Here is a 14,631-nt window from a genome sequence, read left to right as displayed (position 1 = left end):
CGGGGCGGAAGCCTGCGGCTTAAGCAGGGCCTGGCGGCCCTGCGGCGGTGCTGACGCACCGCCAGGTGCGGGGGTGCCGCCTGGCGGCGTCACCGCGGGTGGTTGCCCGAGGCTGCGCCTCGGGGCCCGGCTGCGCCGGGCGGGGGTGGGGCCATTCGCCTGCGGCGAATTGGCTTTGGGGTGACGGCCCCTGGCGGGGCCTTAGTTGATGGGTGGTTGGGCACGGGCCTGCGGCCCGCCATGAGTGGCGTTAACGATGTGACGTGAATTGCGGGTAGCAGGGCCTCCCCTGCGGGGCGGCCCCGGGCGTTGACGATGTGGCGTGAATTTCGGGTGGCAGCCCTCCCCTGACGGGGAGGGGGATATCCGGAACGGTGCCCGTTGACGATGTGGCGCGAATTGCCGACGCCGGCGTCTCACCCGGGATGAGGCCCTGTCGGGGCCCACCGGTCCGGTCCTCCGGCGACATCGGCCGGCACCCCGTCCAGACGCCCGTGCCGGGCCCCCGGGCCAGCCTCGGGGGCGACCGCCGGGCGCAGCGCGGCGGCCTGCGGCCGACAGCCCCCAAAGCAGGCCTCTCGCCCCGTGCCAGGGCCGGGGTTCGAAGATGCAAGAGCTGTCACGGCCTTGCCCCGCGCGCAGGCCCGGCCCGGACGAGCACACCCCCCAGTCCTGACGGGGCCAGGGCTTTCCCCGGCACACGGCAGAAAACGCCGAGCACACCACCCCGGAAAGGGGCGCCTGGAAGTCCGGGAAAAGCCCCTGCGGCGCACCGCACCCCACCCCGCCTAAAGGCGCCGGGGAGAGGGGCGCAGCATGCGGGGAAAGGGGCGCAGCACGAGGCTTCCGAGACCGCGTGGGACGGTCACCTGAGCCGCCCTCACAACGTCCTGAGAACGCCACCATGACACCGCACGGAACACCCCGGAAAACCCGCCCGTCTGCCTGGATATGACGCCCGCTCCACCGAACCACGAAATATCCAGTAAAAGGCGCCAGAAACGATGCTTCCTTCCAACCAGGGCAGATCTTAGATCGTAATACCACCTTGAGCACTAACCCGCTACCGGCATCCGACCGTGAAAAACACGGACACCACTCTCCCGAAAAGCGGGGCGCAGCACGACACGGAACAACAGGAAAAGAGGCTGCGGGCCTTCGGCAGGGGGTCGGGGCCTGGCGGCCCCTTGGTGGTGGTCGGGGGGTGGCGTCTGCGGCGCCACCGGGAGCCGGGGGCGGGGCCTGCGGCCCCTCCGGAGGGCGGTGGGAGGAGAGCCGGGAGCGGGGCCTGGCGGCCCCTCGGGAAGTGGCCAGGGGACCGGGGAAGTCCGGGTGAGGCTGCGGGCCCCTTTTCGGGCGGGCGGGGAGCAGGGCGGAGCGGGCGGGCACGGTGGCCTGCGGCTCCCTTCGGGCCGGGCCACCGGCACACAGGACACCAGGGACGGGCCTACGTCCGAGACCGCCGGCCGACGAGGGCACAGTTGTCGCACCCCGGCCTGTCGCACCCCTGCCACACACAGGGTTTCCCGGGTCCCCGCCCACGTCACACCAGATGACAACACCCCACGCGGCACCCCGACGCGACAGCACCCGCGACAGCCGGGACGGCCGCCCGGCGGCCAGGACGGCGGCGGCGCAGCAGGCGCCAGCGAGGACGGGGCGGGCGGCGGCCACGACGGGCGCCGAGCGGGACGCAGCGGCCCGAGGACGGCGGCCGCGACGAGCGAGGCGGAGCAGCGGCAGGCTCGTCACCCGTCGTTCCAGATTTCTGGAACGACCCCGCTGCGCCGGGGCAGGCCCGGAGACGGGGACGGGACGGCCGGAACGAACGAACGGGCGCCGAGGACAGCGGCCAAGGACCAGCGGGACGGGGCGTCGGGGGCAGGCCCGGGAACGTCGCCGAGCGGGCCGGGCAGGGCCGGGCGCAGCAGCACGGGCCCCCGCGGCCGGCCGCCACCGAGGCAGGCCCGGACAAGCGGCCACCGAGACCGACCGGAGCAGAGCCGACGCGCCGAACCGGCGGGCGCCCAGGCCGGTACCGAAAGCAGACACAGACACCCCAGAAAACCCGGAAAACCCGCACGGAATTCACCGACGAAATCCCCTGGAACAAGCCAGGAAAAACAGCCGGAGAGCACGCCAGAAAACCCGACACATTGCCAACCCGACAGCCGGACCCCTGGGCGGCTTGGCATGCCTACTACACACACGGGAACGTGACCGGGACAGGCCCGGAAACACCACCCCGAACCCACCCCCCACCTACCCCTGACACCACCCCCAACTGGTCCAACCAGCACACCACAAAACCCTCAAACACCCCAATACGAACCCGACAGACCACGACAGGTCACACCGGGCGAGCGACCAGAAGGGTGATGATGGGATGTCATGCCGCCCTGCCGCCGCCTGAGACGAACGCGCGTCTGCGACGCTGCTCTTTATGGCTCTCCCAAGCGTGATCGCGTCTATTGCTGCCGCAGGCAGCCTGCTGGTCGCCGGTGTCGCACCCGCCCAAGCGCTCGGCAACGCGGCTGGCAAAGCCGGCTGCGTGAACGTCGGCGGTACCACCGCGGAGGGCGCGGCCATCGGATCCCCGGGACTGTTGTCAGGAAACCTGGTCCAGGCCCCGATCAACATCCCGCTCAACCTGTGCGGCAACACCATCGCTCTGCCCGGTCCCGGCGATGGCGGTGGCGGTGGCGGTGGCTGAGAGATGTTGGGCAGGGGGCTCCCACGCGGACCTTTGTCCCGCTGAACATACCGACATCCCCTAGCGCGAGCCGGGACACAGCAGAACATCGCCAAGGGACTCAGGGCCCAGCAGAGCCCCAGCCGCGGGCCAGGCCGGCACCGTGGTGGAGGGTGCGGATGCCGTCGTGCCGGGTCCAGCGCAGCCACATCGCGCCGCGCACCAGTGGGGAGTCGAGGATTGCCCGGCCCAGGTCCCGGTCGGCGGGCGCGGGCTGACTGCGGGAGGCGGACAGTTCCAGCCGCGCGGGTGCGGCGGCGTTGGCGACAAGTCTGCTGTCGAAAGGCGCAGGCGGCCTGGCCCGGGAACGAGGGGCTGCGTTCCGCGCGGGCCCGGCCGGTGGGAGGCCAGCAGCGCCGACAGGAGACGCGGCTGCTCTGCTCGGCGGCCCGGTGGGCGCTGTGGTGGGGCCGCCGTGCCGGGAATGCTAGACCCGCCGATCAGCCGATGCCAGGCCTTTGACCTGCGAAATTTCGGCCGCGAACATGCCACCCAAGAGCGGCCCCTTTGCGATGGCACGCAGGGCGGTTGCGGGAAGCGGCGCGGGTGAGGAACACCGGTCCGCTGCCCGCTCGGGGGTCCGGACGCGGACCGGCCTGCCCTTCCAGTCTGCGCGGGCCCCGGCCGCGCTGCCGCCGGGGTCGCTCCCGGTGGACTCAGAGGTATCGCCCGACCGGTCCCAGCGGGCTGGATCCGCAGACGGGGCTCATAGTGGGCCCGGCCACCAGCACCATAGCGGCCGATCTCGGCGCCCAGGCAGCCCTGAGCCCCTGTCCCACCCGTCTGTCGCACCCCACCACACACGGGGGTCCCGGCACCCACCCACGTCACAGGCCCGCGACAGCCCAACGCGACAGCACCAGACCACAGACACCCGAGGCCACCCCGTGACGGCGAACGTTTCTGAACACCCTCCAGCCACCCACACCAGACCACCGGCCCCGGTGCCGGGCCTGCGGCGAAGCGGCCGCAGGAACAGCGGGCTCCTGACTGACACCCGCGACCAGCAGCGGGGCACAGCACGGAACGGTGCAGCGTCTCCTGGACGACTTGCACGGCGGGCCGACGGCCTCCTTGGCTTTTCGGAGGGTGTGCGCAGCCCGGGCACTCCAGCCAGTCCGAGCCACGACGCCGTGGCCCTCCTCCAGCAGCGCAATCCCCGGCCGCCCGAGCTGTCGCCCGGCAGCTGGACGACCCGGCCACGGCGGCCAGCCTGCTCGCGACGAGGCGCGAACGCCAGGGCCGCATCGACGAGGCGATCGCCCTGCTCCGCACCTGGCCACCCGTCATCCAGCCGCGCCCGAGGGCGCTTCCGCGGCGGGCAGAGCTTCGCCTGCAGCACCCCCACCACGGATCATCCGGGGCAAAGACCAGCGCGGCAAGCTGCTCACGCTTGGTCAGCGTGGGCAGCACCAGCCGGCCCAAGTCCTGCCCGCGGTGCGGTCCCGCTCGCACCGCGGGCACTCCAGCCGGTCCGGGCCGGCCTTCTCGGTCAGCTCCAGCAGCAAACCCTCCTTCCCGCCAATCGAGCCCCGGCACGTCCAACACGGGCGCAGCAAGCGCTCGCCGCCCGGGCGATCTGGGGTGCGCGCTTGACCGACAGGGCGGGAAAGCAGGTGGGCAGGGCGGAAAGAAGAGAACTGCCTTCGGGTTCTGCTGTTCTCCGCGAGGCTGGGCCATGTTTCCCGGATCTTCCGTGTGTCTCCGTTCACGGAGAGACGATCTCCTCACTCCTTGGCCCGGGTCACCGCCCTCTACGGCTAGCCGCACGGCCCGCTGCGACACACGTGGTATCCCATCGCCTCGCTACCTCGAAGTGATCGGATCAGGGCATTTAATGATGTTTTGTCCTGAATTTATGTCAGGCATCCAGTCATGCCCGCGACTTGCAACGTGAGGGGCGCAGGGCGCTTCGCTGTGAGGAGAGGTGAACCCGCGGATGAATGCTCGTACGCGTGGACAGGGCGATCTGCCGTGGTACCGGGTCAGCCGTCAACGGCCAGTGGCCGAGTTCAACAGGACCCCGGCCGGTGGGACGACCCCGGTCCGTACCGCCGTCGCGTCCGACCCGGTTGGCTCGGGTGAACGACGTGGGGAGCGCCGCGTGGGGGTGGTATCGGTGGGGAGCGCGCTGCTGTCCGGTATGGCGCTGCTGGCGGCCACGGCTCCACCGGTGGCCGCCGCACCAGTGGAAACCATGCCAGTGCGGGCGCAGCGGGCTGATCCGTCGCAGACCTTCACTTTCACCGGCGCTGCGCAGACCTTGACGGTTCCGGCGGCGGCGGTGGTGACGATCACCGCGGACGGCGCCGGCGGCGCCGACAACACCGGCACCGCCTGTTCGGTCACGGGGACGGGCGGGACGGGGGCGCAGGTGGTGACCACCCTGCCGCAGACCACCGCCCCGACGACGTTCACCATCGACGTCGGTGGCACCGGCGGCAAAGGCTGCAACGGCAGCGGGAGGGGTGGTGTCGGCGGGTTCAACGGCGGCGCCCCGGGCGGGGCCGGCGCGGCCAGTGGTGCCCAGTTCGAAGGTCCGGGTGGGGGTGGAGCTTCCAGCGTCAGCGCGGGCGGCTCCTTGCTGGTGGTCGCCGGGGGCGGCGGTGCCGCCGGCGGCACCGGAGCGGGTTCTGCGGGAGGGAACGGGGGTAACGGCGGAACGGCGGATGCCACCGGAGGTACCGCGGGAAGTGCTACCGGCTCTGGGGCTTCGCCGGGGCAGGGCGGGGACGGTGGCAGCACCAGCACGAGCACCGGTGGCGCCGGCGGGGCCGCCGGCACCGCTCCACTCTGTACGGCCACGAATGGCGGGCCGGGAGACGGGTTTGCCGGCGTCACGGTCGGCACCGGCGGCACCGGCGGTACCTTCGACGGCGGCTGCACCGCCACTACCGGTGCCGGTGGGGGCGGTGGCGGCGGGTACTTCGCCGGCGGGGGCGGCGGCAGCGCCACCGTCAACAGCAACGGCACCTCGGCGGGTGGGGGTGGAGGTGGTGGGGGCAGCAGCTTCGCCACCCCCACGGGTATCCCCACGTCCTACGCGCCGTCGACGATCGGGACGGCGAACCACAACGGCCAGGTGACCATCTCCTACACGGTGGTCACCCCGTCCTTGACCATCGCCAAAACCCACGGCAGGCACTTCACCCAGGGGCGGGACGGCACCTACACCATCACCGTCGGCAACGCCTCCGGGGCCTCCCCGACCGACGGCACCACGGTCACCGTGTACGACACCCTTCCCGACGGGCTCAGGGCCGACAGCATCAGTGGCACGGGATGGAACTGCGCCCTGACCAACCTCACCTGCACCCGTAACGACGTCCTTGCCGCCGGGAGCAGCTACCCGCCCATCACCCTGAAGGTCGACGTCTCCTGCGCCGCCCCGCGCGATGTCACCAACATCGCCACCGCCATCGGCGGCGGCGACACCGCCAGCCACATCGCCGCCGACCCCACCAAGATCAAGCGCCACGAGCACGACGAGCGCTGCGAGCGCCACGAGCACTGGTAGACCGACCGACCCGGGCCAACGGCGGGGCCGTCCATGAGGACGGCCCCGCCGTCAGGCATGCGCCGCTGATCAGTGGCACCGGATGCGACAACCCGCCACTCCACGCCCCCACGTGCCAACAGGTCACACTTAGCGACCCTTGGCCGGATGGAGCTTCGCGCGCGCACCCGCGCCTCCCACCACGGATCGTCCGGAGCAGACACCAGCGCGGCCATCAGCTCCCGCATGGACGGGGCGGGCAGCACCAGCGGGCCCAAGTCCTGCCCGCGGTGCGGTCCCGCTCGCACCGCGGGCACTCCAGCCGCTCAGGGCCGGCCTTCTCGGTCAGCTCCAGCCCCCCCGATGGAGCCCCGCCCGGCATGGCCCGGCTGGCGGCCGAGGGCCTGGCGGAGTTCGTGACCCTGCCGCAGGCCGGCCGGGCGAAGGCCTGGCACCTCACCGCGGCCGGCTCCGCCGTCACCGCCACCTTCCCCGAGGCCCTGCGCCCGGGCGTCCGGGTGCCGGGCCCGGACAAGCGCCGCCGACCCTGCACGCCGACCCCTTGTCCGCGCTCTGACGGCACCCCTTGTCCCGCCCCTTTGTCCCGGGCGCCCGCCCCGAGGTAGCAGCGACCGGTCCCGTGTGTCCGAACCCGTCGCCGCAGACGGTCACCTCAGTGCTCGCCTACGACCGGACCGGTCGGCTGTCGCGCATCCGTTCGTCCCGAGGCTCGGTGCCGGCCCATGCCTGCGAGGGCGGCTCGGTGCGCTCCAGCAGGACCAACAGAGGGCCCGTCATCGCGGTGGTGACCAGGGCCATCACCACCATGAGCGAGTAGAGGTCTTGGCTGAGCAGGCCCAGGTGGAGGCCGACCGAGAGCAGGACCAGTTCGGTAAGACCACGGGTGTTCATCAACGTGGCGAGGACAGCTGCCGAGCGGGCCGGCAGGCGGCTGAGCCGCGCCGCGGCGTAGGTGCCGCCCATCTTGCCCGCGACGGCCGTCACCACGATCAGAATCAGCTCCAGCAGTCTCTGCCAGTCCAGGCCCCTCAGGTCCACCGCCAGGCCGCTGAGCACGAAGAACGCCGGCATCATGAGCGAGGCGGACTGGTCCACCGTTTCGCGCAGCCGGTCATGCTCCGGGGAACCGGCGGGGGAACGCGGTGTGATCAGACCGAACAACAGGGCGCCGAAGATGAGGTGCAGCCCCATCACCTCGGTGGCGGCTGCCGAGAGCAGAGCACCGGCGATGAGGACCGGCGCTCCTGGCCGCCGGGGGGAACGGGCCAGCAACGGCCGGACCACCAGCAGCATGAGCAGCAGATAGGGGACGAAGAGTAGGATGCCCGCCTGCCCGTCCGACACCATTGCGGTGACGGCGGCGAGCGCGCCCCAGGCCAGCACGTCCACCACTGCGGCGGACGCCATCGCCACGGCACCCTCGCGGCTGGCGGCCAAGCCCCGGTCCGCCAGGATCCGAGCCAGGACGGGTAGCGCGGTGACGGAGAGGGTGAGGCCCAGGAACACAACGGTTGCCATCCGGTGACCGTTGGAGCCGCCATCGGTGAGCAGCAGACCCAGTCCTGCGCCGAGCACGAAGGCAGGGAGCGTGGCGCCCAGGGACACGGCACCCGCGGTCCTTGCCTGCCTCCGCAGGGACGACGGTTCCAGGTGCAGGCCAACACCGAACATGAACAAGGCGAGCCCCAAGTCGGCGACCCCTGTGAGCAGCGGTCGCACACCCTCGGGGAAGAGCAGGCTGCCGACGGCTCCGCCGAGGAGTGTGGGGCCCATCAGCACCCCTGCGGCGATCTCACCGACCACGGGCGGCTGCCTAAGCCGAATGGCAAGGCGTCCGGCCAGCCGGGACAGCAGTACTGCGGCGGCGAGCCCCACGAACAGGCGTACCAGGTCATGACTGGACACGGGTGTCCTCCGGGACGGGTGAGGCCGGCGTACCCGCCCGGGGGTTGTGCGGGTACGCCGGTGCAGGGGGGCGGGGTCATGCGGGATCGGTCTCTGCGGAGGCCATTTCCCCGTCCTCGGCGGCGGCCTGGGCCGCTATCGCGGCCATCGACTCTGCCTCCATCGCGGTGAGGGTCTCCAGGTCGATCTCGCCGCGGGCCAGCTTCGTCTCGATGACCTTCTCGTAGCGCGCCCGGATGCTCTCGATCATGCCCTCTTCACCCATCGGGTCGAAGGTGACCAGCTCCGGCAGCGCGCTGACGCCGGAGATGAGGCTTATGAAGCCGACCCGGGAGTTCTCGGTGTAGGTGCGGCCGATGCCTTGGGCCCGCTCCATGTACTCCTCCTTGAGTCGGGTGGGATCCATGAAGAACCGCACGTAGGCGAGGATGTCCTCGAAGAGCTGGCGGTAGAGCGAGGCGAACCGGTCGAGGGACTGTTGCGCGTCGGCGGGGTTCTTCAGCGCCACGTCGAGGGAGCGGGCAGCGAGCCAGGAGCCGGAGGTGCCCAGCCACACGCCGGACGAAAACAGCGGGTCGATGAAGCAGGCGGCATCACCGACCGCGAGCCAGCCCGGCCCGTGGAACGCGTTGCTGACGTGTGACCAGTCGCGGGCGGTACGCAGTTCACCGTCCTCCGTTGCGTTCTCGACCATGCCCTTGGCGATCCGGCTGGAGGCGAGCCCCTCCTCGAAGACCTCGCGTCGGCTGCGGCCGTCCTTGGAGGCGTCCTTCAGCTGGTTAGCGGGCATGACGTAGCCCAGGCTGAGCTTGGTGTCGGAGACCGGGATGCCCCACATCCAGCCCCCCTGGTCCAATGCCTCCACCAGGATGTCCTGGGCGAACTCGAGCGGCTCGTAGTCGTTGTAGTAGGTCCACACGGCAACGTTGCGCAGGTCCTCCTGCCAGGTGACGGTGGTGAGGTTGCGCGTCAGCAGGCGGCTCTGGCCCGAGGCATCCGCCACGTAGCGGGCCGCCACCTGATGCTCCACACCGTCACAGGTGTAGGTCACGCCGGTGACGGTGCCGGCCTCGTCCTGAATGACGGAGGTGACGTGGGCCTCCTCGACCACATCGGCGCCGAACTTGCGGGCGGTGTCCAGCAGTAGCTGGTCGAACTCGTCGCGGCGCACGTGCCAGGAGTGGTCGTAGAGGCCGCCGGTGGCGGAGAAGTCGGAGCGCCAGGGCTGCGGGTCACTGCCCCACACCAGGTTGATACCGCTCTTGCGCTGGAAGCGGGTCTCGAGTTCGTCCACCACGCCGAGTTCCTCCATCACCGGGATCATGCCGGTGACCAGGGACTCGCCGATGTGGTAGCGAGGGAACCGTTCACGCTCCAGGACGAGGACGCGGTGTCCGTCCTTGGCCAGCAGCCCGGCCAGGGTGGAGCCGGCCGGGCCGCCGCCGACGACCACGACGTCATACGAGGAGGCTGCAGACGTATCTGCGGACATGGGGAAGTTCCTTTCGGGTACTGGACAGTCGTGGAGCGGAGAGGCAAGCAGGTGGCTCAGTAGCCGCGGAGCACGTCGGTCATGGGAGAGGAGAGGTTGCGCGCGGGGACCGCGGGGTCGATGCCCGCGTCGATGAACGCTTCGGCGACGATCTCCTCGACGGGGCCCGCTTCGGCCACCGGGAGCAGGGCATGGCGGACCAGCGCGTCGGCGAGGACCTGGGTGCGGTGCTGACCGAAGCTCATCTCGCGCCGGGCCGGCCTGGGGTCGTCAGGCTCGAAGGCGCAGCCGACGGAGCTGGTGATCGGCTGTGCGAACGGCGAGGTGCCCTCGCCCAACAGGCCGGTGGACTGCAGGAGTTCGGCGCACGACTGGGCCTGGCGCCAGCCGGGCCGCGGCAGGTAGACCACTAGCGCGTCATTGCGCGGGTACAGCTCGAGGGAGGAGGAGATCTTCGCCTGCCACGGAACCCCGGAATCTTCCAGGTGGTCGACCAGGGCGCGCCACACCTCGGGCGCCGCGTCGGGGTCCTCAATCCGGGCATAGAGCCGAAGCAGCGCTCCGCCCGCCTTCAGCGGTCCACGGGAGGAGAAGGTGAGAAAGAAGCCAGGGGACAGGCCCGGCCGCGAGGTGGGGATCCGCACGGTTGCCTCGGTGCGCGGGCCGTCGCTGCTCTGGACTTCGGCGCGGTTGTCAATCGCCTCGGCCGGGACCCGGACCCGGACACCGTCCATGGAGACCGTGGCACCAGAGGCCGTTTCGGCGAGGACACGAACCGGCAGCCGGGTGTGCCGGCCGCCGACCGCCTGGGTGAGCACCTCGTCGAAGGCAGGGTCGCGCCACGTGCGGCGGACGCTGTCGATCGGCTTGTCCCGGCCGACGTGCAGCGTCTGGTAGAGGGCGGTGCCCAGGCTGCGGGAGAGCGCCTGCGGCGTCTCACCCTCGTAGATCTCACCGGCCGTCTCGGCTTTGAGGGCACCGGGCTGGACGTGGATTCGCTCGATCAGGGCGGCGACCCGCGGGGAGAGTTCCAGGTGTCCGTGCATTTTCACGCCTCCAGACCCAGGGACGAGGTGAAGTCGGCCGGGGAGAGCAGCACCGTGCGGCCGATGCCTGCGGCGGCCTTGTTCACCGCGGAGAGGTGGGCGGCGTTGCCGGCCGCAGCCAGCATCCGGTCGAGCATGTGCCAGCCAGCGTAGGCGGCCGCGCGCGCCGCGAGGCCCTTGTCATCGTGCACCCGGCCGGGGGCGTCCTCCAGATAGGCACTGAAGAACGCGCGAACGTAGGGAGCGCGTTGCTCGATCTCGGCGGCACCAGTGGCGATGATCTCCTCGTGGGTGGCGACATGGCCGAAGGACGAGGCCTCGGCCAGCTTCGCTGGGATGCCGACGACTGCGTGGAAGAGCCACTCACCGGCGAACGCGCCGATGTCGCGGGCGGGGTCGCCAGCCCGGAACTCCTCGAAGTCGGTGAGGTGCAGCTCGTCGCCGGAGAGCAGGAACTGGTCCAGGCGCAGGTCGCCGTGGATCGCACAGCGTGAGGGCACCTCCTCGGTGTCCGCGGCGCGCAGCGCGCCCAACGCCTCGATCAGCGGGAGATCGGCCTGCAGCAGCCGCCACATGGACAGTTCCGCCGCCGAGGCGCGGCGGTAGTAGTCCAGCGACAGGGCCTCCAGCAGCGGCAGCGGTGGTAGCGGGTGGGGCGAGGTGTCCAGCTCCTCGACGTCCAGCCCGTGCAGGACCGCCAACGCGCGCCCGGCGCGGGCACACAGATCCTCGTCGAACTCCTCATCGCCCAGCAGCTCGACACCACTGCGCGCATCGGGCACGTGCTCGAACACCAGCAGGGCGTGCTCGGGATCGGAGCCGATCAGACGCGGGGTGCTCAGCCGGCCGTCGCAGGCCCGCCAGGCGGACTCGGTGCGGCGTATCCGCTCGTCACTCTCTCCATCGAGGAGTTGTTTGACGAATACCCGTTCACCACCGCGGGTCGTTCCGGACCAGTTGTTGTTGCGCCCCAGGGCCGCGCTCACCGTCGACGGATCGAAAGGCCCGACATTCAGCTCTTCAAGGAGAGCGTCGACATGCGGGACCTTTTGCAGGTCCACTGGCTGAAATTGGGGCCGCTTCGCAGATGCACGCAGTTTGACCATGACCTGAACCATAGGCGGGGGGATTGGCCTTGGGCAATGCTCAATTTTGCGGGTTTTTTTACTCGGCAGCAGGTTGTGGGGCGCCTACCTGCGCATTCCTCACCCACCGTCTAACCATAGCTTGATGCCGGGTACGGGCTGTGATTCTATTCGGGCATGCCGGAGACCATCCTTGAGACAACCATCGACAACGGATTGAAAGTAGTGGCATGGGGAATTCCCGGCGTCACCGGAGTGGGCGTTGCTGTGAATTATGGCGTCGGATTCCGTAGCGAGCCGCCGGACCGGGCCGGTTTTGCCCACCTGTTCGAGCACATGATGTTCCAGGGGTCGCGGAACGTCGCAGCCGGTGAGCATTTCGCCCGGGTTCAGGCGCGCGGCGGAACCGTGAACGGCAATACGTTTCCCGATGTGACGGACTATCATCAGGTGGTTCCGGCCGACGCGCTGGAGGAGATCCTCGTGCTGGAGGCGGACCGGATGGCCCGCCTGGAGGTGACCGAACGGAACTTCGCCACCCAGCGTGATGTGATCAAAGAGGAGATCCGGCAACAGGTCACCGGCCGCCCGTACGGAGGGTTCCCGTGGATCCGGCTGCCCGCAGTGCTGTACCGGAAGTGGGAGAACACCCACAACGGCTACGGGGAGACACACGACCTCGACGCAGCGAGCGTCGCCGACTGCGCCGACTTCTACCGCCGACACTACGCGCCCGGCAACGCGGTCCTCGCGGTGTGCGGCGAGGTCGACCCGCAGGCCGTGCTGGACGCCGCACGCAGGATCTTCGCCGACGTGCCCGGACAGCCGCCGGCACCGCTCGCCGACGTCCGGGAACCGGTGGCCCAGGAGCAGCGAGAGGGCGTCTGCCACGATCCCTTGGCCCCCCGCCCCGCCCTCGCCATCGGTTGCCGATTGCCTGACGCGGCGGCCGACCTGGACGGCTACGCCGCCTTCGTCGTGCTGCAACAGCTGCTCACCGGTGGATCCAACTCCCGCCTCCGGCGGGCCTTCGCACCGCTGGGAGCACTGGTGGACTCCTCCGTGGGCCTGTTCGGTCCGCTGATGGTCAAGGACCCCGACACGTTCGTGATCGTCTCCCACCACCCTGAGGGCATGGCGGACCTCGTCCTGGAGACCATCACCGGCCACTGCACGGAACTGGCCTCCGGCTCGGCGCCGGGACTGGGCGAGGAGGTGGAGCGGTCGGTGGCCCGCGCGGTAACTGACCTGTATCAGAACCTCGACTCGCTGCTGCACCGGGTGCGCTTCCTGGCCCGCGGAACGTTGCTGTTCAACCAACCCGACATCGCCGAACGGCTCGCCGAGGCAGTAGCCCGAACCGGACCGGACGCGGTGGCCGCTGCGGCCGCCGCCGTGGCCGGCCGGACCGGCCGGGCCGTACTGACCCTGCTACCAGGGACGGTGCCGACGCCGCACCGACTCCCCACCCAGGAGAACGCCGCATGACCGCAGCCCAGACCGCCGGCTGGGCAAGGCCCGCCGCCGCAGCCGTTTGTATGCCTGCCGCCCTGACCAGCCGGCCGGACGGGGGACCCACCACGGTCGTCTCAGCGCTGCGCACGGTCCCCATGGTGCAGGCACACCTGGCCCTGCCCGTGGAACTGACGGCCGCCCGTGACCTCGCGGTCCTCGACGCCCTCGCCGCCTGCTGGCCCGACCTGCCACAGTGCGCGGCCTTCGAACAGCAGGGCGGCATAGTCACGGTCGCCCGTCGCAGCCACTGGCTCACCCTCTCGCTCACCAGCAGGGCGGACCGCCTGCCGGTGCTGCTGGACACCGTTGCGGCAGTCGTACGGGCCGACTATCCCAAGGAACGGGTCCGTGCCGCGACCTCCAAATCTGCCCAGCAGGCAGCCCTGGCCGCAGCCCAGCCGGCAGTGCACACCAGCCGCCGGATGTGGGAGCAGCACTACGGGGCTGTACCGCTGTTCGCGGAGCCGGCGCCCTCACCGCACGACGCCGCGTCGGTCACCGCGGACGAGGTCACTGCCGCCCACCGGGCGCAGGTCGTGCCCGGCGGCGCCCTGCTGGTGCTGTGCGGAGACCTCGACGAGGACCGGACCGCGGAGCTGGTCAGGGCACGGCTTGACGGCTGGGCCCCGGGCGCCGGGGCGCGACCCACCCGTCCCGCGCCGAGCAGTCGGCGGGAGGTGCGCACCGTGCGGGTCTCCGGGCTGGCGCAGGACCACCTCCGGCTCTCCGCCGAGTCGTTCCCTCGCACCGATCTTGCCCGCTACGCGGCTGCCCAGGTGGCCTCGCTGATCCTGGGCGGTTCGTTCTCCTCCCGTATCAATACCCTGCTGCGGGAGGAACTCGGCCTGGCCTACCGGACTGTGGCCCTGGTCGCCGACCATGTGGACGGCGACGTCTTCGCCATTGAGGCCGATGTGAGGGCGGGAGCTGGCGGCGAGGCCATGAATCGGCTGCTCGACATGCTCGACAACTTCGCCGAGCACGGCCCCACCGAGCGGGAGCTCGCCGAGGCAGTCGGACACATCACCGGCAAGTATGCGCTGAACCTCGGCTCCCAGCACGGTCGGGCGGCGTGCTTGCTGTCCTATCTGACCCTCGGGCTGCCCATCGAGGCCATCGCCGGACTGCCCCGGGAGGTGGCGAAACTGACCCGCGAGGACGTACGGGAGGCCGCCGGACTGTACCGGCGGGAGTTGTTGTCCGGGGTGCTCTGCGGGGACGGCGACGGCCTGGCCGAACGGTGGAACTGAAATACCTCGTCCCTCGCCACGCGCACCGGGCAAACGGCGCCACCACGCACCACCGAACGAAGAAGGAGG

Annotated in this window: 9 protein-coding genes; 5 read left to right on the top strand and 4 right to left on the bottom strand. The window is 70.7% G+C overall.

Annotated elements, in window-relative coordinates; translation table 11 throughout:
• The first annotated feature begins 2,443 nt into the window (after positions 1–2,443).
• From ACZ51D_RS41210 to ACZ51D_RS41200, 3 genes are all read left to right on the top strand, one after another.
• Positions 2,444–2,713: a chaplin gene (locus tag ACZ51D_RS41210; protein ID WP_465665413.1), complete on the top strand. Its 270-nt coding sequence runs from the start codon at positions 2,444–2,446 to the stop codon at positions 2,711–2,713.
• A gap of 2,143 nt (positions 2,714–4,856) precedes the next feature.
• Positions 4,857–6,269 carry a hypothetical protein gene (locus ACZ51D_RS41205; protein WP_465625812.1) on the top strand — a complete coding sequence of 471 codons (1,413 nt, stop codon included), beginning with the start codon at positions 4,857–4,859 and terminating at the stop codon, positions 6,267–6,269.
• A gap of 359 nt (positions 6,270–6,628) precedes the next feature.
• Positions 6,629–6,874: a hypothetical protein gene (locus tag ACZ51D_RS41200; RefSeq protein WP_465625808.1), complete on the top strand. Its 246-nt coding sequence runs from the start codon at positions 6,629–6,631 to the stop codon at positions 6,872–6,874.
• A 58-nt stretch (positions 6,875–6,932) separates the two neighbouring features.
• On the opposite strand, the gene ACZ51D_RS41195 is transcribed toward ACZ51D_RS41200, so the two are convergent.
• The 4 genes from ACZ51D_RS41195 to lxmK form a co-directional block, all read right to left on the bottom strand.
• Positions 6,933–8,174: a cation:proton antiporter gene (locus tag ACZ51D_RS41195; protein ID WP_465625806.1), complete on the bottom strand. Its 1,242-nt coding sequence runs from the start codon at positions 8,172–8,174 to the stop codon at positions 6,933–6,935.
• Positions 8,175–8,250: 76 nt separating this feature from the next.
• On the bottom strand, positions 8,251–9,666 hold the full coding sequence (locus tag ACZ51D_RS41190; protein ID WP_465665411.1) for an NAD(P)/FAD-dependent oxidoreductase: 1,416 nt from the start codon (positions 9,664–9,666) through the stop codon (positions 8,251–8,253).
• Positions 9,667–9,722: 56 nt separating this feature from the next.
• Positions 9,723–10,712 carry a T3SS effector HopA1 family protein gene (locus tag ACZ51D_RS41185; RefSeq protein ID WP_465625802.1) on the bottom strand — a complete coding sequence of 330 codons (990 nt, stop codon included), beginning with the start codon at positions 10,710–10,712 and terminating at the stop codon, positions 9,723–9,725.
• 2 nt (positions 10,713–10,714) lie between these two features.
• A complete protein-coding gene (gene lxmK, locus ACZ51D_RS41180) occupies positions 10,715–11,818 on the bottom strand; it encodes a class V lanthionine synthetase subunit LxmK (RefSeq protein WP_465665409.1) in 1,104 nt (367 codons plus the stop codon).
• Between the two features lie 156 nt (positions 11,819–11,974).
• Between lxmK and ACZ51D_RS41175 the strand changes: the two genes are divergently transcribed.
• A complete protein-coding gene (locus tag ACZ51D_RS41175; RefSeq protein WP_465665408.1) occupies positions 11,975–13,285 on the top strand; it encodes a M16 family metallopeptidase in 1,311 nt (436 codons plus the stop codon).
• The gene (locus ACZ51D_RS41170; RefSeq protein WP_465665406.1) at positions 13,282–14,562 is read left to right on the top strand and encodes a M16 family metallopeptidase; all 1,281 of its coding nucleotides are present in this window, start codon (positions 13,282–13,284) and stop codon (positions 14,560–14,562) included. The genes ACZ51D_RS41175 and ACZ51D_RS41170 overlap by 4 nt, the downstream gene beginning before the upstream one ends.
• The last annotated feature ends 69 nt before the right edge of the window (positions 14,563–14,631 follow it).

Source organism: Kitasatospora sp. NPDC033851, assembly GCF_055576085.1.
Note: the sequence above shows the minus strand (reverse complement) of the source record. Positions and strands in the feature narration are given on the sequence as shown.